General features: G+C 34.1%; 22 protein-coding genes. 13 read left to right on the top strand and 9 right to left on the bottom strand.

Annotation, left to right across the window (positions count from 1 at the left end):
• Positions 1 to 3 precede the first annotated feature (3 nt).
• The 5 genes from rpmF to metK form a co-directional block, all read right to left on the bottom strand.
• Positions 4 to 153 carry a 50S ribosomal protein L32 gene (gene rpmF, locus ABYK18_RS02450; RefSeq protein WP_008335740.1) on the bottom strand — a complete coding sequence of 50 codons (150 nt, stop codon included), beginning with the start codon at positions 151 to 153 and terminating at the stop codon, positions 4 to 6.
• A gap of 16 nt (positions 154 to 169) precedes the next feature.
• A complete protein-coding gene (locus ABYK18_RS02455; protein ID WP_373035018.1) occupies positions 170 to 526 on the bottom strand; it encodes a hypothetical protein in 357 nt (118 codons plus the stop codon).
• A gap of 8 nt (positions 527 to 534) precedes the next feature.
• Positions 535 to 948, bottom strand: a complete 414-nt coding sequence (gene ndk / locus ABYK18_RS02460; RefSeq protein ID WP_373035019.1) for a nucleoside-diphosphate kinase — start codon at positions 946 to 948, stop codon at positions 535 to 537.
• A 143-nt stretch (positions 949 to 1091) separates the two neighbouring features.
• Positions 1092 to 1376 (bottom strand): 4Fe-4S dicluster domain-containing protein, encoded by a 285-nt coding sequence (locus tag ABYK18_RS02465; protein ID WP_373035020.1) that lies wholly within the window; start codon positions 1374 to 1376, stop codon positions 1092 to 1094.
• 70 nt (positions 1377 to 1446) lie between these two features.
• The gene (metK, locus tag ABYK18_RS02470) at positions 1447 to 2604 is read right to left on the bottom strand and encodes a methionine adenosyltransferase (RefSeq protein WP_373035021.1); all 1158 of its coding nucleotides are present in this window, start codon (positions 2602 to 2604) and stop codon (positions 1447 to 1449) included.
• A 207-nt stretch (positions 2605 to 2811) separates the two neighbouring features.
• On the opposite strand from metK, the gene ABYK18_RS02475 reads away from it, so the two are divergent.
• On the top strand, positions 2812 to 3408 hold the full coding sequence (locus tag ABYK18_RS02475; RefSeq protein ID WP_373035022.1) for a peroxiredoxin: 597 nt from the start codon (positions 2812 to 2814) through the stop codon (positions 3406 to 3408).
• Positions 3409 to 3537: 129 nt separating this feature from the next.
• Entirely contained in the window at positions 3538 to 3981 is a 444-nt protein-coding gene (locus tag ABYK18_RS02480) for a hypothetical protein (RefSeq protein ID WP_373035023.1), read from the top strand.
• A gap of 1 nt (position 3982) precedes the next feature.
• Here the strand turns inward: ABYK18_RS02480 and ABYK18_RS02485 are convergent, their stop codons facing one another.
• Positions 3983 to 5242 (bottom strand): ATP-dependent RecD-like DNA helicase, encoded by a 1260-nt coding sequence (locus tag ABYK18_RS02485; protein WP_373035025.1) that lies wholly within the window; start codon positions 5240 to 5242, stop codon positions 3983 to 3985.
• 50 nt (positions 5243 to 5292) lie between these two features.
• On the opposite strand from ABYK18_RS02485, the gene ABYK18_RS02490 reads away from it, so the two are divergent.
• On the top strand, positions 5293 to 6540 hold the full coding sequence (locus ABYK18_RS02490) for a diguanylate cyclase (protein ID WP_373035026.1): 1248 nt from the start codon (positions 5293 to 5295) through the stop codon (positions 6538 to 6540).
• Here ABYK18_RS02490 and ABYK18_RS02495 read toward each other — a convergent pair.
• Genes ABYK18_RS02495 through ABYK18_RS02505 form a run of 3 tightly spaced genes read right to left on the bottom strand, consistent with a single transcriptional unit; the run spans position 6537 to position 9995 of the window.
• Entirely contained in the window at positions 6537 to 7637 is a 1101-nt protein-coding gene (locus ABYK18_RS02495; protein ID WP_373035027.1) for a VWA-like domain-containing protein, read from the bottom strand. The genes ABYK18_RS02490 and ABYK18_RS02495 overlap by 4 nt on opposite strands.
• A gap of 9 nt (positions 7638 to 7646) precedes the next feature.
• The gene (locus ABYK18_RS02500; RefSeq protein ID WP_373035028.1) at positions 7647 to 8642 is read right to left on the bottom strand and encodes an AAA family ATPase; all 996 of its coding nucleotides are present in this window, start codon (positions 8640 to 8642) and stop codon (positions 7647 to 7649) included.
• A complete protein-coding gene (locus ABYK18_RS02505; RefSeq protein ID WP_373035029.1) occupies positions 8643 to 9995 on the bottom strand; it encodes a hypothetical protein in 1353 nt (450 codons plus the stop codon).
• 103 nt (positions 9996 to 10098) lie between these two features.
• Here ABYK18_RS02505 and nhaA point away from each other — a divergent pair, with 103 nt between their 5' ends.
• From nhaA to ABYK18_RS02555, 10 genes are all read left to right on the top strand, one after another.
• Positions 10099 to 11433 (top strand): Na+/H+ antiporter NhaA, encoded by a 1335-nt coding sequence (gene nhaA / locus ABYK18_RS02510; protein ID WP_373035030.1) that lies wholly within the window; start codon positions 10099 to 10101, stop codon positions 11431 to 11433.
• A 60-nt stretch (positions 11434 to 11493) separates the two neighbouring features.
• Positions 11494 to 11643: a hypothetical protein gene (locus ABYK18_RS02515; protein ID WP_373035031.1), complete on the top strand. Its 150-nt coding sequence runs from the start codon at positions 11494 to 11496 to the stop codon at positions 11641 to 11643.
• A 367-nt stretch (positions 11644 to 12010) separates the two neighbouring features.
• Positions 12011 to 12766 carry a hypothetical protein gene (locus tag ABYK18_RS02520; protein ID WP_373035033.1) on the top strand — a complete coding sequence of 252 codons (756 nt, stop codon included), beginning with the start codon at positions 12011 to 12013 and terminating at the stop codon, positions 12764 to 12766.
• Positions 12759 to 13544 (top strand): hypothetical protein, encoded by a 786-nt coding sequence (locus tag ABYK18_RS02525; RefSeq protein ID WP_373035034.1) that lies wholly within the window; start codon positions 12759 to 12761, stop codon positions 13542 to 13544. Before ABYK18_RS02520 ends, ABYK18_RS02525 begins: the two co-directional genes overlap by 8 nt.
• Positions 13538 to 13930, top strand: coding sequence for a hypothetical protein (locus ABYK18_RS02530; RefSeq protein ID WP_373035035.1), 393 nt, complete (start codon positions 13538 to 13540; stop codon positions 13928 to 13930). The genes ABYK18_RS02525 and ABYK18_RS02530 overlap by 7 nt, the downstream gene beginning before the upstream one ends.
• Complete coding sequence (locus ABYK18_RS02535) at positions 13930 to 14430, top strand: hypothetical protein (RefSeq protein ID WP_373035036.1); 501 nt, start codon at positions 13930 to 13932, stop codon at positions 14428 to 14430. Before ABYK18_RS02530 ends, ABYK18_RS02535 begins: the two co-directional genes overlap by 1 nt.
• Entirely contained in the window at positions 14408 to 15268 is an 861-nt protein-coding gene (locus ABYK18_RS02540) for a PDZ domain-containing protein (RefSeq protein ID WP_373035037.1), read from the top strand. Before ABYK18_RS02535 ends, ABYK18_RS02540 begins: the two co-directional genes overlap by 23 nt.
• Positions 15255 to 17078 (top strand): hypothetical protein, encoded by a 1824-nt coding sequence (locus ABYK18_RS02545; protein WP_373035038.1) that lies wholly within the window; start codon positions 15255 to 15257, stop codon positions 17076 to 17078. Before ABYK18_RS02540 ends, ABYK18_RS02545 begins: the two co-directional genes overlap by 14 nt.
• Positions 17062 to 18570: a GspE/PulE family protein gene (locus tag ABYK18_RS02550; protein WP_373035039.1), complete on the top strand. Its 1509-nt coding sequence runs from the start codon at positions 17062 to 17064 to the stop codon at positions 18568 to 18570. Before ABYK18_RS02545 ends, ABYK18_RS02550 begins: the two co-directional genes overlap by 17 nt.
• Positions 18567 to 19760 (top strand): type II secretion system F family protein, encoded by a 1194-nt coding sequence (locus tag ABYK18_RS02555; protein ID WP_373035040.1) that lies wholly within the window; start codon positions 18567 to 18569, stop codon positions 19758 to 19760. The genes ABYK18_RS02550 and ABYK18_RS02555 overlap by 4 nt, the downstream gene beginning before the upstream one ends.
• Positions 19761 to 19771 lie beyond the last annotated feature (11 nt).

Below are 19771 nucleotides of genomic sequence, written 5' to 3' on the forward strand. Positions count from 1 at the left end.
TAATTACTTATACTCACCAGTAGTCGGGTTGATATGGTGTGGTAATTTATATGTTCCGTCTTTATCTTTAACCGGTTTAGCTAAAGTGATTTTATAGTGAGTTCTTCTTTTCGCTGAACGTGAATGAGACACTCTTCTTTTAGGTACTGCCATAATCTTTATCCTTTCGTTATTTTGTTTTACAATTTTCGCAACTGTGATAGTCACTTTTAATAAGTTCAATTTCAGAGTTTAAAAGCTCATCTAAATCGGCTATGGAATCAAAAGACTCGACAACATCTAATTCAATGTCGTTTGAACCTTCATAAACACCATCAGAGATAAAAAATTCTATCTCTTCGTTTACAGGTAATTTAAACTCTTCACCACATTTGTTACACTCAGCAAGAGCAAAGCCGTCTAGATTTGCTTTAAGCAAAATTAATTTGCCAGAATCATACTGTAAATAACCTTTAAAAGTTATTTCATCTGATTTAACTTCAAAATCTACAGGCGCTTTGCCTACCTTTCTAAGAGCAACTTTCATATTTTAATTTATGAAATTTCTCTTTCTGAGAAAAAGAATGCAATTTCGATAGCTGCATTTTCAACTGAATCACTTCCGTGAACTGCATTTGCATCTATGTTTTCAGCGAAGTCTGCACGGATTGTACCAGCTTCTGCTTCTTTAGGGTTAGTAGCACCCATTAAATCACGGTTTTTCTGCATTGCATCTTCACCCTCTAAAACAGAAACAACAACTGGTCCGCTAATCATAAAATCAACTAAGTCATTGAAAAATGGTCTCTCAGAGTGAATTGCGTAAAATGCTTCTGCATCAGCGCGGCTAAGTTGAATCTTTCTAGTTGCTGCAATCTTAAGTCCATTGCTCTCAAAACGATCCAAAATTTTACCGATTACGCCCTTAGCTACGGCATCTGGCTTTATTATTGATAGTGTACGCTCCATCAAATCTCCTGTATAAGTATAAAATTAGAGTGGAATTATACCCAAAAAATAATGTTATTAAGTTTAAATTGAAAGATTTGTAAATGAAGAGGTAATCACAAAGTGAAAAAATACCACTCTGTGATTATTAAAGTTATTGAGAACTAGTCTACTACACTCTCATGGTTTGAACGTTGATCTTCTGTAACATCTTCACGATGCGATGGGCTTTCACCGATAGCATCCCAAGTAATACAGCCTTCTGTAGGACATGCAGTAGCACACGCTGGCTCATCGTGATGACCAACACATTCTACACATTTGTCACCATAAACATAATAAATTTCTTCATCATTCGGATTATCGTCCTCGTCTACAATTGCTTCAACTGGACATTCATCTATACAAGCACCACAATTGATACATGTATCATTAATTAATACTGCCATAAAATTCTCCTAAAATTAATTTTCGAGATAAGTTTATCACAAGATTTTTAAAGATAGCTAAAATAACTAGTTAAATATCTAAATAGTGTTTAATCTCATCAACTCTGTCCGTTCGCTCCCATGTAAAGCCCTCTTCCTCTCTTCCGAAGTGACCATATGCTGCCGTTTTTCTATACACCGGACGAAGCAAATCCAAGGCTTTTATGATACCTTTGGGAGACAAATCAAAAAGATCTTTTATACACTGCTCTATTTTTTCTTCATCTACTCTACCTGTTCCATGCGTATCTACCAAGATAGAAACAGGCTGAACTACACCTATCGCATATGCAACTTGGATTGTAGCTCTCTCACATGCTCCGGCTGCAACTAGATTTTTAGCAACCCATCTAGCCGCGTATGCTGCACTTCTATCTACTTTAGTAGGGTCTTTTCCTGAAAATGCACCGCCCCCGTGAGGACAGCTCCCACCATAAGTATCTACTATGATTTTTCTTCCTGTTAGTCCTGCATCGCCTTGAGGACCACCTATTACAAATTTTCCCGTCGGATTGATATGTATGATTGTATTCTCATCCATCATCTCGCTTGGAATCACTTGATTAATGACTTCACTGATCATATCTTTATGAATCTGTTCTTGAGAAACATCAGGAGCATGTTGAGTAGAGATAACAATAGTATGAATAGAGACAGGTTTATCTCCTACATACTTGACACTTATCTGTGCTTTACCGTCCGGGCGAAGATATGGGACTATCCCCTCTTTTCTCACTTCTGCCAGTTTTTGAGTCAGACGATGTGCCAAATGAATAGGAAGAGGCATAAGGACATCTGTCTCGCTACACGCGTAGCCAAACATCAGTCCCTGATCACCTGCACCTATCTCTCCATCCTTTTGGTCAACACCTTGGTTGATATCTGCAGACTGTTCGCCTATTCCGTTTAAAACTGCAGCAGCACGATAATCAAAACCGTAAGTTGCGTCTGTGTATCCTATCTCTTGAATAACTTTTCTTGCAATCTCTTGCATCGGGGCATAAGCCGTTGTCTTCAATTCGCCTGCAATTACACAAAAACCATTTGATACTAAAGTCTCGCACGCAACACGTGCATTAGAATCATGCTCAATAATATAATCCAGAATTGCATCACTGATCTGATCTGCCATCTTATCAGGGTGCCCTTCTGTTACAGACTCTGAAGTAAATATATACTCTTTCGTCATCGATTTTTCCTTATTGAAGTATAGAGTCCAGCTCTATAAATCGGGCGAAGTATATCAAAGTAAGATTAATTTTTTGCTGTTTTACATCAATAACATAAAAGATAAAAATTATCCTTAAACAATATTACTACTTGAATTCAACTAAGATTTGTTAATATTATTCTGTTAAAATTTCAACACAAATAAATAAACACAAGGACATATAACATGTTAGTAACAAACCAAGCTCCAGACTTTACGGCAACGACAGTTTTAGCAGACGGCTCAATCGATGAAAACTTTAAATTATCGGAAAACTTAGGTGAAAAAGGTACTGTACTTTTCTTTTATCCATTAGATTTTACTTTTGTATGTCCATCAGAAATTATCGCTTTCTCTCACAGAATCGAAGAATTTAAAAGCCGTGGCGTAAACGTAATCGGTGTATCGGTTGATTCACAATTTTCTCACTTCGCATGGAGAGAGACTCCAGTAAACAATGGTGGTATCGGACGTATCAAATACCCTCTAGTAGCTGACCTTACAAAACAAATCTCTAAAGATTATGATGTACTTTTCGGTGAAGCTGTAGCACTTCGCGGTTCTTTCCTTATAGACGGTAAAGGTATCGTTCGCCACGCAGTAATCAATGACTTACCACTTGGTCGTAACATCGATGAGATGATCAGAATGGTAGATGCAATGCAGTTTACTGACGAGCACGGTGAAGTATGTGCTGCAGGTTGGCAAAAAGGTGACGAAGGTATGAAAGCTTCAACTGAAGGTGTTGCTGAGTATCTTGCTAAACACGAAAACGACCTATAGTCTTTACTAACTTAACTAATAGCGCACTTAGTGCGTCGTTAGTTTATCTCTTACCCCAAATACACAAATCTGACTTTTAAAATCTTCTTTATAAACAATTTTTACTATCTTTTTGCTAACATATAGTCTATGAAAAGAAAGAAAAACTCTGATGAGATTAGAGCAGAACACTATTTACAAACTCTTCATCATACAAAACTAGAGTATGAGCCCCTCGGAAATGTTACTCCTGACTTTGTGATTGACGGCAAAATTGCTGTTGAAGTAAGAAGACTAAACAGAAACTATAAAAGTAAAAGTAATGGAAACTTAGTAAGAATAGATGCACCGTTAGCCGATAACATAGATGAACTACATAAAAACATTCAGCTTCTTATAGATGAAAAAAACGAAAAGATTGATAAAAACTTTCCTGTTTATAGTGAGTGGTGGCTAATATTAGTTGATTATATTACAAACGGTATGGATACTCAATCTTTTGAAAAAGTGAAAAAAACACCATTTAAAAAACATAAGTTTTCTAAGGTAATCATTCTATCTCATGAAGGTAACTTCAGAACATTCAAGCTTTAGTTTAAATATTTTTTACAAACTCCAAAGCTTTATGATTTACAAAGACTATCTGGTGCCACTGGCAAGCGGGTGCTATAAGGTTTAGTCGTTTAGGGTTTGAACTTCTTGAGAGTGCTACATAAAACTGTGAAGGGGCAAATATCTCATTTGTCTCGATAATCAAATCTTCTATAGACATACCTTGAGATTTGTGAATGGTAATGGCAAAAGCCAGTTTTATGGGAAACTGGTAAACACTCAGTTGCGCCTCTTCCACCATCTCCTTTTTACCGTTTACGCTTTTTTCACTCCACTTTGCTTTGCTTTGTGCAACCGCTTCAAGTTTTACGACTTTGCCATCGGCTTTTTGGACGTATACAAAGCTTGCATCTACATTTACAACAACTCCCCTCTCTCCATTGAAGTAGTTCCATGAGTTTCTTGTAAAGAGAACCGGTGCCCCGATTTTAAGCTCTAGTTCTTTATCTATTCGGGAGTCATTCATAAATCTCTCTATTTCCACATCATGAACGCTTTTGGAGTGTTTTATAATTTGTGCCTCTTTTACAAAAACTTCACTATCTATGTATGATAACTGATTTTTATTATGCCAAGATGCCGAATTGTTTTTGCCAAAAAGAAAGGTAAAGTCACTTAAGTCCTCAGGCAGCGGTTTTATAAATTCATTGAGATGGTTATGAATCTTCTCATCTACAAAGCCGTCTCGAACATTGCCCAAAAGTTCTATGAACTCTTTATCATCTGTTCTGTAAATATGTGTAAGTTCTATCTTCTCAAATCCAAATTCTTCCCAGACATCCGATTCAAAAGCAAATTTGACCTCGGCACTTCCACGCACGACTGGAGGAAGCTGTAAAAAATCTCCCACTACAAGAACAACCCCGTTAAACTCTGCCTGAGTCAGTCTCAGATTTATCATCTCAAGCAGCGTGTCGCTTACCATTGATATCTCATCTATTACAATCAGATGCATACTAGATATCATTTTTTTTATCTTCTTTTTTATCTCTAATTTACCGCTGGTTTCTAACTCTTTTACATCAGATGCGATTCCAAGATCTAAAAAACTATGTAGTGTCTGTCCATTTATAAGCGTTGCTGCCATCCCCGTAGATGCAAGTTTAGCAACCTTTTTAGCTTCAGATTCAAAATGCTCTATTACTTCTCTTGTAATTGTCGTTTTTCCTACGCCTGCTCCGCCGGTTAAAAAAATGTTTTGTTTCATGAGTAGTTTTTCGGTGATTTCTTGTAGATAATTCATGAAAAAATTATACTATAATACATCAAATAGTTTTTAGGGCATATACAGATATGAAAAGAATTTTAATCGTTGAAGACAATAAAACACTGGCAAAGCTTTTAGCTAAAAAAATAGAGCTCTCTCTAAAATACGAAGTTGATATAGCTTACAAACTCTCAGAAGCAAAACTCTTTTTAAAAAAGTACACCTACTTTATGACACTTCTTGATATAAATCTGCCGGATGCTCCAAACGGAGAGATTGTTGATTATGTTTTAAGCAAAGGCAATCGTGTTATCGTACTGAGTGCAAATATTGACAAAGATTTTAGAAAACAGATGCTTGCTAAAAACATCATTGATTACGTCAACAAAGGTGGAGTCGATGATATAAACTATATCATACAGACACTGCAAAGGTTAGAGAAAAATCAAAAGCACAAAGTCTTACTTGTAGACGATTCCATGGTTTTTAGAAAGACAATGAAAAACATGCTTGAGAATCTTCTTTATAAGGTCATAACAGTTGCTCACGGCGAAGAAGCTCTTGGTATGATTACAGCTCATCCCGATTTGTCTCTAGTCATAACCGACTACAATATGCCTGTTATGAACGGTCTGGAACTTACAGCAGAGATACGAAAAGAGTATACAAAAACTCAGCTTTGCATTATTGCCATATCTTCAAACAACGATGAAGAAGTAAATGCTCTGTTTTTAAAACAGGGCGCAAATGACTACATAAAAAAACCATTTTCAAAAGAGGAGTTTTCCTGTAGGATCAACAACTCCATTGAAGCCTTGGAAAATATCCAATATATCACAAACCACGCCAGCAGGGACTTTTTAACAGGTCTTTACAACCGTCGTTACTTTTTTGACAATATGTATGAGTACATAGAAGACACAAAAACAAGCGGTGAAAAGTTTGCCGTTGCTATGGTGGATATTGACAATTTTAAACAGCTTAACGATACGCACGGCCATGATGTCGGTGATAAAGTAATAGTGTGTATCTCTGAGATACTTAGAACAAATACAAGTTATAGAGATATTGTAGCCAGATTTGGAGGTGAAGAATTCTGTATGGTGCTAAAAAATATAAACAAATACAGTGCATCCGATATACTTGAGAGAGTAAGACAAGAAGTAGAAGGGTTCAACTTTAATCTTGACGCAAATACAGAGATAAGGTTAACTGTCTCTATGGGTGTATCGATTCATGAAGATGAAGACTCACTTGATGAGACAATCAATCAGGCAGATATGCAGCTCCACAGTGCTAAACAAAATGGAAAAAACCAGGTCCTATTTAACTAACCCTGTAAAACTATAACTTCTCCAAAGGGGACATCAAACTCTTTTGGAGCTATCCATTTTACATCATATCTTGGCTCATCGTGGGGAAAATTCCCGTCTAAATCACTAAAATACAAAAGCAGTTTTGCATCTTCGAGTTCATTTTCTATAAACTCAAAAACAGGTCTAAAGTCAGTGGCACCGCCGCCTTTGATATCTGCTTCTAAAATATCTCCGCTGTAAAAGATTTTATGTGAGCGGATTTTATCATCACATACAAGCAGGTTTATCTCATACGATGGGATTGTATTCATCAAAAAGTTCAACTCACTCAAAAACTCACCAAGAAGTTCTTCATCTACAGAACCTGAACTGTCAACGGCGACAACTAACTTAAATCTCTGAGAGATGCTTGAAGGAAGATAAAACCCAAGATGCAAAAACTTTTTGTTTGGCGGCATCTGAGTGAAATCATCTTTATGAAATCTCTCTAAAGCCGCTCGTAACTCATCTCTCCAATCAATCTTGCCCTCTTTCTCAATTTCAAAAAATCTGCTAATACCGCTTGGAAGTTCGTCTCTTTTGTTCTGCAGGTCTAAAACTGCTTTTGCAAACTCTTCAAAAAGCTGCTCTTCTTGGTTTTGTACAACTTCCTCTGATGCATTTTTATTTTGCACATCGTCAATATCATCAGCTTCATACTCCAACTCATCGCGTAAAATATCCTCTTTTAGCTGGGCATATATCTCTTCGGCATAAAGCCCGCAAAATCTTTTTGAGTAGTGTGCCTGATAAGGTCGCTCCAGTCCGTTTTCTACCAGCATATCATTTACCGCATAATCCGTAGAAAGCTGCCACAACCAGCCGCTTCTGCCGTTTTTACGGGACTCGTGAGCCAAAGATGCATGCATAGCGCCGTTTGCAAAGACAAACTCCATTTCAGCGAGAGTTATTTCATTTAAAAAGTCACTGTTATACTCAAGCGTCGTGCCGTTGCTTTTAAAAGCTTGGATATCGTCATTTTCTATAAGTTGAAGCTTTGAGGCGATCGTCCCAAATAGCGGATACTCGACTAAGAGTTTTGCCTTGGCTTGGGAGATTTTTTGCTGAAGTTGCATCTGCTTTTATTATGCCAGAAGGTAAGCGAACTTCTGCACCCACTCTTTAAAGACTGAGGAGTGTTCCATACTCACGCCGTTTCTTTGCAAATCCTGCACACATAAAACGGCAAACTCACTCTTCATTCCTAGAGTATATCTAAGCAGATTATCCAACTTCTCATCAGTTGCATCTTTTAAATAGGTACTGACCAAAGCTGTGCTTAGTGCATAAAGTACATCGACTTCATCACTGTACTCGCCCTCTCCAGAGTTTAAAACAGTTTCTATATCAGGGAGCCTGCCCATCACCTTTGCAAAACTTAAAAAGCCCACCGCAACTTCACGTCCCACTGCACCGCTTATAGAGTCCAAAACCAAATCTTGAGAAATAGAGCTCTTTAGTATGCTATCTACATATTCCCAGCTTCTTGGTGTTGCAAAACTTTTTTCATCACTCTTGGCATCAAAGGTAAATAGATGCTCATTAACGTATGAGATATAAGATATGATTCTCTCATCCAGAGAATTTTTATAGGCCCAATATTTCCAGTCATCAACATCGACTTGCATCTCAAAGTGGACAAACCTGTTTGCCAAAGGAGACGGCATTCTGTAGGTCACGCCTCTGTCCCCCTCACGGTTTCCAGCAGCAACTATTGCCCAGCCGCTTGGAAGTTCATACTCACCTACTTTTCTGTCTAGAATAAGCTGATATGCAGATGCTTGTACACTCGGTGCTGCCGAATTAAGCTCATCTAAAAACAAAATCCCTTCACCGCTTTTTGGTAAAAATGCAGGAGGAGCCCAAAGTGCGGTATGAGACTCTTTGTCGTAAAAAGGGATGCCTTTTAAATCCGTAGGGTCCATAAGAGCAAGTCGTAAATCAATAAAACCGACTCCTTTACTTTGAGCTATCTGCTTGATGATGGATGACTTGCCGATTCCCGGAGCACCCCATAAAAAACTTGGAACTTTTTGCTCTATCAGTGCTGTTAGTGTAGTGGTTAATTTTGAAGCCCTCATCTATATCTCCCAACCTATATTTTCATGCATGATATGTCTACCAAAATTTGGATTCTCTTTCACTGAGCGCTCTAAACGCGAATCCAGTTGAAGTTGATAGAGAGTCTCAACGGGAGTACTTACATTTTTTGCCAAAGACTTAAGAACTTTTATATCTTGGCTGTGTGCCAGCAATTCTAAAATATGTTTAGGTGTGTTTTCATTATTTGCAAGTGCAAAATGATTTAAAACATTTTCATATGCTTCTTCAAGGCTCTCTTGAGGAGTTGCAGAGTTTTCATACAGAGCAAATTTAATCTCATCCGATTCTTTACTTAGTAAATCTACGACTATCTTTTTATCTATATACTCGTTTTTTGCCAAAGACATCATCACATCAGCAGAATGATATGCTACTAGTTTTTTTTGCATCTCATATGAAATAAACTCGTTTTTTGCCACCTCATTTGGATAGTTTTTAAAGAATATTTCAAAGAGTTCATCATTGAGATGAATATTTCGAGCCATATTTTTAGCAAGGTATTCATTAAAAAGTAGTTTTTTTACCACTTTTTTTCCTATATTACTATTATATGAAAGTGCTTCAAGTACCGCTTCATCTCCACTCTCTAAGAGATAAAATTGCATCTCCTCATCACAATCTTCTCTCATAGCGACAAGTGTTCTTATGTAAGAGTTTGATTTTTTTACCAACATATTTAACACATTCTTTGGTGCGTAGTAGTTTGTGGCAATTGCCGAGATTATTTTGTAGTTTGCTTTATTGGAATCTAAAAGCAGACTTTTTTGTATAGGTTCCAACATAAAGATTGCTTCTATGAGCTTTTCATCTTTAGACTGTGTTATTAGATGCATAAGTCCAAGGGCAGCGTATTCGACATTGTGATTTCTCTCAATATTTTCATAAAATCTCACTATAAGTGCAGCACTCACATCTCTGTTATCGTCATTGTCAAAGAAATCTTCACCACCCCAAGAGTACATTTTTAAAAGTCGTAAGTATAGTTCATCATCAATCATGGAGTTTGTTAAAAAATCTTTTAATCTGCTCTTGTCATTAGATAGCTTAAGGCTCATCATCAAAGTATCTGCATCTATATGTTTTGCCAACTCTTTTTCAAGCGCATTTATAGAGATAAACTCAGTTTTTTTCTCTTCATATATTTTTTCACTCTCAATCTGCTCATATGGCGTCATCATCTTTCCATCAACCACAAGAGCAACATTTTCACCGTACTCTTTTGTAAGATTAATCTTATGAGCCTTCAACTGTGCCTGAAATTCATCAGCACTAAAAGCACGACTTTGCCCAAAAAGCAATATTGTTTTGTTCTGTAATTCACTTAAATTCATAAACAAATTATACACACATTTTTTAAGTTTTCTCTTCTTAGATATAATGTACCAATTAATTGAAGGAATTTTTTATGTCGTATTATTATAAAGGTGTTTTAAAATGAGAATATATGCACCTTGGGAAAAAGCCTTTAAAAAAATGGCTACACCGTTTGAACACTTTATACATGCTCAGACAACTACTGGCTTGGTTTTGATGTTTACCACTATTCTTGCCCTGATATTGGCCAACTCTCCTATGACAGAGACTTATATACATCTTTTTCATACAAACATAGATTTCAATGTAGGTGAATGGGAACTCTCACACTCTATTCATCACTGGATAAATGACGGTTTGATGGCGATATTTTTCTTTATGGTCGGACTTGAGATAAAAAGGGAGATTTTAGTAGGAGAACTCTCAAATATAAAAGTTGCTATTTTACCTATCTTATCAGCTATCGGCGGAATGGTTTTACCTGCACTTATCTACCTTAGCATCAACTATGGCAGTGGAGGAGCAAACGGCTGGGGTATACCAATGGCGACGGATATCGCTTTTGCAATTAGTGCGCTTGTTCTACTCGGAAATAGAGTGTCTACTCCACTTGTAACATTTTTAGTTGCTTTAGCCATCGTAGACGATTTAGGTGCTGTTGTAGTTATTGCTCTTTTTTACACGGAACAGATACATATGCTACCTCTTATATTATCCGGTGTCTCGTTTCTTATTCTTGTGGTATTTAACCGTTTTGGAATACATGCAATCCTTCCTTACTTTTTGGTTGGTCTTGTTATGTGGTTTTTTATGCTGGAATCCGGGGTACATGCTACTATTGCCGGAGTAATAGCCGCAATGACTATTCCTTCAAGACCAAAACTTACACCTATCGACTTTACATCTCATACAAAAAATCTGCTTGATGAATATGACAACTATCCCGTTGCTACAGATCATACTATGCATGAGAATCAAAAAGCAATTTTATTGAACATAAAAGACAAAATAGATTCCGTAGGTTCGCCGTCTGCAAGGCTTGAACATGATCTGCATCTGCCTGTGAGTTTAATCGTCATACCTCTCTTTGCACTTGCCAATGCAGGTATATCAATAGATTTTTCTTCTATCGGCACTACATTTGTCGAACCTGTTTCATTGGGAATAATTGCAGGACTGATTTTTGGTAAAGTCCTCGGTATTGCCGGTGTTGCCTGGCTGGCAATAAAACTCAAAATAGCAAAACTGCCTGAAGGCAGTACAATGAAACAAGTATTTGGCGTTGCATTTTTGGGCGGTATAGGATTTACAATGTCAATATTCGTAGCAGAATTAGCTTTTTTAGGCGATGACACTCTTATCTTTCAAGCAAAAGTAGGAATCCTCTTTGCATCTCTGTTTGCAGGACTTTTTGGTTTTTTCTGGCTTAAATATGTTGCCAATGGAAAAGAGTAACATTTGTATAATTTATTTTAGTTATAATTTTAAATAATTCATAACTCAAGAGGACTATCAATGAAATCAATTGCCCCGATTTTACTTTTTGCCATTTTAGCATCTGCAAATAATGCTGTTCATTCCTATGCCAAAAGTCAAGAGTGCAAAGCCTGTCATACAGAAATATATAAAGCTGTCTTGGATAAGCATCTCCAAAACTTAAAATAGAAACGTTACGGCTAATGTCTGTTCTACAAACATAGACAATAAGTTAAATAGTGCAGACAAAAAACCGACTATACCGTGGGCTGCAAAATAAGAAGTGTAGAGTATGATTTTACATTAGATAAAGTCTATGTTATTTTAGGTTAGCCTTGTGTTGCAAAATAAAGAAACAGTCACTAAATTCAACGTCTTAAAAAGCAAAATTTTAACTTCTAAACATCATAAAAATTTATAAGTCTAAAGCGTTATTTTTTATCATTGTTAACTATAAATGTATCAATAAATATGGACTTATTCTCTAATAATTGGTATGAATTTATTTGGGTTCAAGGATATTTGATGTAGAATGCCAAAAAATACAAGGATCACTGTGGCATTAGTTTATGTATATAGCTTAGAAAAAAGAACAACATTTGCTGATGCTAATGATATTGTAGTTTTATCTCCGGCTATGTATTGGTTCAAAGTTTGTGAGATTCCAACAAAGAGTATGGCTAAAGCAAAAAAAATAGCCATGCATATGATGTCAAATAAGCCGGACAATTTTGATGATATAGAACTCTTTCATAAAACAGATTTTTACCATGCATATGCTTATGATAAAAAAAGTATTAAATTTTTACTTAAAGAGCTAGGTCTGAAAAATCCTCAAGTTTACTTTGCTAATCAGCTTCAATTAACTGATTTTATAGCAATTGACGATGAAACAAATCTCTATAAATTTAATCAGAGGGTTATCGAATCACATGCCACTACAGAAAAGCCATCTAAAAGCTTACTTACTCACTATGAAGAGCTACTTCAAGGTGAAAAACCAATACTTAGTTTTGAAAGTGGTGATCGCAGTTTAAAAACAGTTTTAAGTTTATCTGCTGGCTTTTTTTTACTCTATATACTGCTTTTTACTTTTGATAAAGTATCAATTTTAAGTAGTTTAGAAAATGAGATGGAAAGTTTAAATATTCAAAATAGAAGTTTTTACCAAATTAGGTCTCTTATAAAAAAATATACTAAATTAGATCAAAATTCTGAGAAGCTTAAAGAAAAACTCACACAAGCTTTAAAAGATGAAAACTTAAAAAGTCTTACATACTCAAATGGAACTTTAGAGGTAAAAAATGATTAGAGTTTTACTCTTACTTTTTACATTTTTGAGTGCTGTTAGCGCGGACTCTTTGAAGATAGCTGGAACTTTTCTCTCCATGAACTATGAAGAAACAGCCAAAAATGGAAACTTCTTAGATAGCGAGAAAAGTGATTTTGATGACATCCTAGGATTAAAACTTGAGTATGTAAAAGTTCTTGGTAGTGGTTATGGTGGTTCAAATGAGAGCTCTTTAGGTTTGAGTATTGACTACTCAAGAGGGGATAGTAATTATGATGGATTTTTACAATCTACATCAAGTACTATTCTTATTCCATTTAAATCAACAACCGAAAACACTATTATTGACCCTAAAATTAGATGGAATGAAATCAATAGGGGCAAATCATACGATGTTGGTGTTTTTACTTCTCTTGGCTACAGATATTGGGAAAGAAACCTTGGTAGCCAATATGGTTATAAAGAAGAGTATAGCTGGTTTTATGGTGATGTAGGTTTAAAAGCACTGTTTCATGATGTAAACTGGCATATTGGTTTTGAAGTAGCATATCAATTAGCATATAAACCTCAGTTGCATGCAGAAATAAATGGTGGACTTGATTTTGATTTAGGAAATACTTCTGGATATTATTATGAAATACCTCTCTCGTACGATATTAATAAAAATTATTCTCTAGAAGTCTCTTATAAAGTCAATCATTGGGATATTGACGCTTCAAATGTTGTTGGTGGCTATCAAGAGCCACAGAGCGTAACAAACAATCAAAAAATTAATATTGGTTTGGTCATAAAATGGTAATAGATTTAAAAAAAATTAGTATTGTTTTTTTTCTTTTAATAGTTGCACAAACCACTTTATGGTTTTATTTTAACTCTAAAATAAAAACTTCAAATACTGAACTTACTGAAAAAAAAGAAATTCTTTCTAGTCTAAGTGTGCTTGAAGAAAAATGGTCACTTAAGCATCAAGAAGATGAGTTAAATAGAGTTTATGAATTTTTAGCCGCCTTTGATATAAAGTATGAAACGAAAGAGCAAAACAAGAAAAAGATTATAAAAATGAATCTTGAAACAAAAAATGTCGATAAAGTTACATCCTTTTTATTAAATAAAAATATTGACTTTAAAAAACTAAATATTAAAAAGATAGATAAGTACAATATTGAACTATTGGTGGAGATTTAATGAAAAAAATTTTTAACGTAATCTTTTTAGTTTTCATTTTTATTGCCTCTTTTATTATATTTTTTCCAAAAGAGAAGCTTTACTATTATGCGCAAGAAAAACTATTGGTTTACAACATAATGATAGAATCCAAAAGCATAAAATCTCAACCCTTTTCACTTGATGTACAACAAAGTTATATTTTACTTTCAGGTTCTAGAGTTGCAAGTATAAAACATTTTAATATTTCATTATTTGGAATGAATTTTGAAGGCGTAGAAGGAATAGGCGCATTTAAAAGCACAGTCCCTGCTTCAAAACAGATAAATATCTTTTATAAACCAGGAACATTCGCTAAGGTTAATGGAGATTTTGGAGAAATTATTGGTACTCTTGATATAGGCGAGAAAAAAATAATTTTTGAAGCAAAAATTCAACAAGCTGTTAAGAATAAGTATAGTATGCTTTTTGCCAAATTCAAAAAAGTAGGAGATATTTATGTTTATGAAATTACTTTATAAACCATTAGTTAGATATTCTCTTCTTTTTAGTATACTTGGAGCTAATTTGGGAATGATGGTCTCATTGTTCTTACCAAATCAAGATTCTTCATCAAAGAGCATAGTTGAAAACAACACCCAAACCACTTTCAATGTTACAAAAGCATTTAACTTAGAAGTCAAGCAAGAAATAAAAAAAACAGTAGTGCAAAAAAGTGCTTCTGCTGAATTTTTATTAACAGATTTTGCTATAAATTCTATTCTTCTCTCTGCTAATGAAGACATGGTAATTGCTAGTGATCCAAAAGGTGGGGTGTTTTTATCCTTAAATGATAGCTATAAAAATTATAAACTAATAGAAATTTATCAAAAAAAAGCAAAATTTCAAAAAGGACTAAACTATTACTGGGCATTCTTAAACCCCGATGATGAGAAAGAGTTTAAAAAAAACCCCAATCCATCTAGCACAGGGGTTGCTACAAATCAATCATCAAATATCAGAACAACAACTGCAAAAAAAATGTTTGAAGAAATAAAAGTTAAAAATGGCAAGTATTATATTCCTCAAGACATGCTTTATGAATACTCAGACGCGAGTAAATTTGCTTCAACTATTGGAGTTCGAATTTACAACATAAATAACACCATAAGCTTTAAAGTGATCCATATTAAAGCATCATCTATATTTAACAAGCTTGGAATAAAACAAGGAGATATGATAGTAAAAATGAATAATCTTCCATTTACGTCACCATCACAACCAATAAAGCTTTTTCAAAATCTTAAAAATCTCAAACAGCTAAAACTTACCATACAAAGACAAGGTAAAACAAAGGAATTAAAATATGAAGTATATTAAAATTGGATTAGCACTTGCTTTTATGTTTAGTGCATTAGTTTCTAAAGAAATAACTATTAACTTTCAAAGTACCCCTATTATTGATGTAATCAAGTTTGTTGCATCTAAGACTAAAAAAAATATACTCATAAATGAAGCTATAAGTGGAAATGTAAACTTTTTAAGTAATAAACCTATTGATGATAGTGAATTACTACCTCTTCTTGAACATATTTTAATGGTTAAAGGTTATGCTCTGTCTAAGAGTTCAAAAGGTTATATTGAAATAGTTCGTGCTGCAACAGCAAGCAAAAATGTTTCATTAGACGATAAAGCCGGGATTGGTATGCAAATGGTTATCTTACGACCTAAACATAGTAAAGCGTCTATTGTATCAACTAAAATAAAACATTTAGCAAGTCAATATGCTCTTATCACTACTGATGATTCTATGGGACTTATTTTAGTAAGTGATTACCCTCAAAACATAAAAAAGATGAATAAGCTTTTAAAACTTTTTGATACAGACTTAAAAAGAGATATTCAACGCATAGCACTTAAACAGTATAATGTAAAAATTGCGCTACCAAAACTAAAAAGTATTTTTGAAGCTACAAAAGACAGTTATAAAGACGAAATAAAGCTCATGGAAGATGAGTACCAAAATGCTATCTGGGTTTCTGCTAATTCAGAGGATATTCAAAAAGCTATAAATTTTGTAAAAGACTTTGACTTATATGGTGAAGATTCAACTAGAATGGATACAAAAATACTTTTTTTAAAAAATGCAAATGTTGAAGACATAGTAGTAACTGCTCAAGAAATTGCAAAATCAAAAGATATTAATACACCGGTAAAAAGTGTTATTACATCAAACAAAGAATTAAATGCTTTAATAATTAGTAGTACAGTTAACCAGATTAAAGAACTTACAAAACTTATAGAAAAATTAGATATTGAAAGACGACAGGTATTTGTAAAAGTAAATATTTATGAAGTGAGCGATACTGCACTTGAAAATATGGGAATAAAATGGGGACTCGGAGGTGGTGGAGTAGTTGGTGATACTATTGCAACAGCAGAAGTAAGCATGGGAGGAAGTGCATTTGCCTTGCCTGAGGTATTAGCAAAGAATATTAATTTTGGAGAAGTAAGCAAAGGTGTTGCTATTGGCGCAACAATTGATTTTCTTAAAAAACAAGGAGTTGCTACTGTTATATCTGAACCAGATCTTTTAAGTATAAATAATATCAAGTCAACTATATATGTAGGAAAAACACAGTCTATCTTAACATCGGATTCTACTGGTTCAAGCACATTGGATACTACAAGAAATAACTATAGTAGAGAGGATATAGGTCTTACTCTTGAAATTACTCCTCAAATAGCTGATGAAGATAATGTTGTTCTTAAAATTATGATAAACGTTGAAGACATTGATCAGTCAACTGTAGCTACAGATAAACCGACAACAACAAAGCGAAAAGTTGATACATCAGCAATTGTACAAAACGAAGACAGTATCATTATAGGTGGACTTATAAGAAATACTTACAGTAAAAATGAAACAAAAGTACCCTTCTTTGGAGATATACCATTTATTGGCGGACTCTTCAGAAGTAAAAGCGAGAATAATGACAAAATATCTACTATTATGATTGTTACACCATATATAGTAACAAACTCTAAAGATTTGAAAAAAGTTCAAGAGAAGCTTCAGCGTATGAATTTGTTGCAAAAGCAAATGAGTCAAATACTTCAAAAAAATTTAGAATCACTAAAAAAAGAAGAAGAGGCTGATGAGGTAATAAAAAATGTTACCATTTATTGAAATAAACAATCCGAATTTAATTCCTTTTACTCAAATCGATGATTTAGAATTTGCAATCACAAATGGTGTTTTATACACTCAAATTGATGGGAAAACTGTTTTATGTATCTCAAAAGAGAATCCAGATAACAGCTTAAATTATATCTCTCATGTTCGTAGCGAGCATGAAGTAGTTTTGCTTGATACACACTCATATGAAGAACTACAAGCAAAGTTTAAAGACATTAGGTCTACAAGCACAATGCAAACTTTTTCATCGGATGAAGAAACAGATGATGATCAGGCTTCCTTAGATGATTTTTTGCAAAATGATGACAATTTACTATCAAGTGAAAATTCCGCACCAATCATTCAGTTTGTAAACACTCTTTTTACAAAAGCAGTCAAACAAAACTGTACAGATATTCACATAGAGACTTATGAGAAAGATGGCTTAGTAAAGTTTAGGGTAGATGGTGTTCTAATTGAAATTGCAAAAGTAAAAAAAAGTGCTATTCAGTCTATAGTAAACAGAATTAAAGTAATTTCTCACCTTGATATATCTGAAACTAGAATTCCGCAGGATGGAAGAACAAAAATAACTTTAGGGGAAAAACAAGTTGATATACGCGTATCTATTTTACCAACCTATTATGGTGAAAAAGTCGTTTTAAGACTTCTTATGAAATCTGATTCTATTCCTACTCTTGAGCAGTTAGGCTTCAACGAAACAGTAACAAGGAGCATGAAAGATTTTTTGAAACATTCTTACGGAATGATTTTAATAACTGGACCGACAGGTAGTGGTAAGTCTACAACTCTCTACTCTTTTTTACAAAACATAGATAACAGTGCAAAAAATATTGTAACTGTTGAGGATCCGGTTGAGTACAATAGTTTTGGTATAAATCAAGTTCAAGTAAATGACAAAGTAGGACTAACGTTTGCAAAGGCTCTTAGATCAATCCTAAGACAAGATCCAGATGTCATTCTTCTTGGAGAGATTAGAGATGGTGAAACAGCGGCCATCTCCGTTCAAGCAGCGATGACTGGACACTTGTTACTCTCTACTCTACATACAAATACAGCTGCAGCAGCCATTTCAAGATTAGTAGATATGGGTGTTGACAGTTATCTTATTGGGAGTACACTTCTTGGAGTTTTAGCTCAAAGACTCGTTAGAAAACTCTGTAAAGAATGTAAAGAAAATGTAATTATAAGTAGTGAAGACAGCAAGTTCTTTTCTATACCAGATGGCGCATCAATCTATAAAGCTTGCGGATGTAAAGAATGCAACAATACTGGTTATAAAGGTAGAATTGCCATAGGTGAGATTATTACGATTGACGCTCCGCTACTTAAGGTTATAAAAAACAATAGTGATGAATATTTCATAAACGAATATCTTAAAACAACTGATTTTATCTCTATGCAATTTCAATTAAAAGAGATGATAGTGAATGGCGAAGTCTCTATTGAAGAAGCTATTAGGGTTGGTATTAAAGAGTTATGATTTTTTATTATAATGGTTTTGATAAAAATGGTAAAAATGTAAAATCTAACATCACTGCCGATACTTTAGCTGATGCAACAGAAATTTTACAATCCAATGGGATATTGATAGAAACCATAAAGGAAAAGAAAACATTTTTTACTCCTAAAGTAAAAAATGCTGAACTTATTATAATTTGTAGAAATTTAAGTATATATCTCAAATCTTCTATACCACTTTATCAAGCTTTAGCACTACTTAAAAACAGTTATGAAAGTAACAAAAAAATGCTTCTTTGGCTTGATTCCCTTATAAATTCATTAAAGTCCGGAAGTACTTTTTTCGAAGCACTTGAACGCCAATCAATTTTTAAATTACCTCAGTTTTTTTTATATACAATAAAAGTGTCTGAAAAGAGTTCAAGTTTAGCTCCAACGCTAAAAGAACTTAGTGATTTTATGAATGGCATAGAAAGAATTAAAAAAGAGGTTACTAAGGCATTTGTTTATCCTGGTTTTATAATATTTATTTCCATAGTTATGATTAATTTTATGCTTACAAACATTGTTCCAAATATTGTAGACATGTTCACTTCTATGGGCAATGAGCTCCCTGCTTCTACACAATTTACATTAACCGTATCACATTTTTTTCAAGATTATGGTTTTATTTTACTTCTTATTTTTCTTGGCACAACATCTGCACTAGGTTTTATATGGAGCAGACAAGGAAAGTTTCGATTATATATAGATACATTTTTGTTGAAGTTACCCTTAGTTAAAACTATATTGCTAAACTACGAATTAGGACGCTTTTGTAGCGTTACATCTCTACTCTTAAAAAATGGTGTTCCTTTTGCCCAAACAATGAACTTTTCATCGAAAATATTTTCAAACCTTCTTTTGCAAAAAGTATTTGAAAAGATATCAAATCAAATTGTTGAAGGTAAATCTTTTTTTGATTCAGTAAAGTCGCAAGATATGATAAAATTACCATCTGACTTTTTGAGTGCCGTCGCAATTGGTGAAAATAGTTCTGAACTACCTTTCACTCTTGAAACGTTAGCAGAATTTTACGAAGAAAATAATAAAGATAAAATAGGGATTTTATTATCCTTAATGGAACCGGTATTAATGGTATTTGTCGGTGGAATTATTGGATTTTTAGTTATTTCGATGCTATTGCCAATATTCTCAATTTCAATACAGTAAAAAAACAAAGG

Source organism: Sulfurimonas sp., from assembly GCF_041563495.1.
Lineage (GTDB): Bacteria > Campylobacterota > Campylobacteria > Campylobacterales > Sulfurimonadaceae > Sulfurimonas.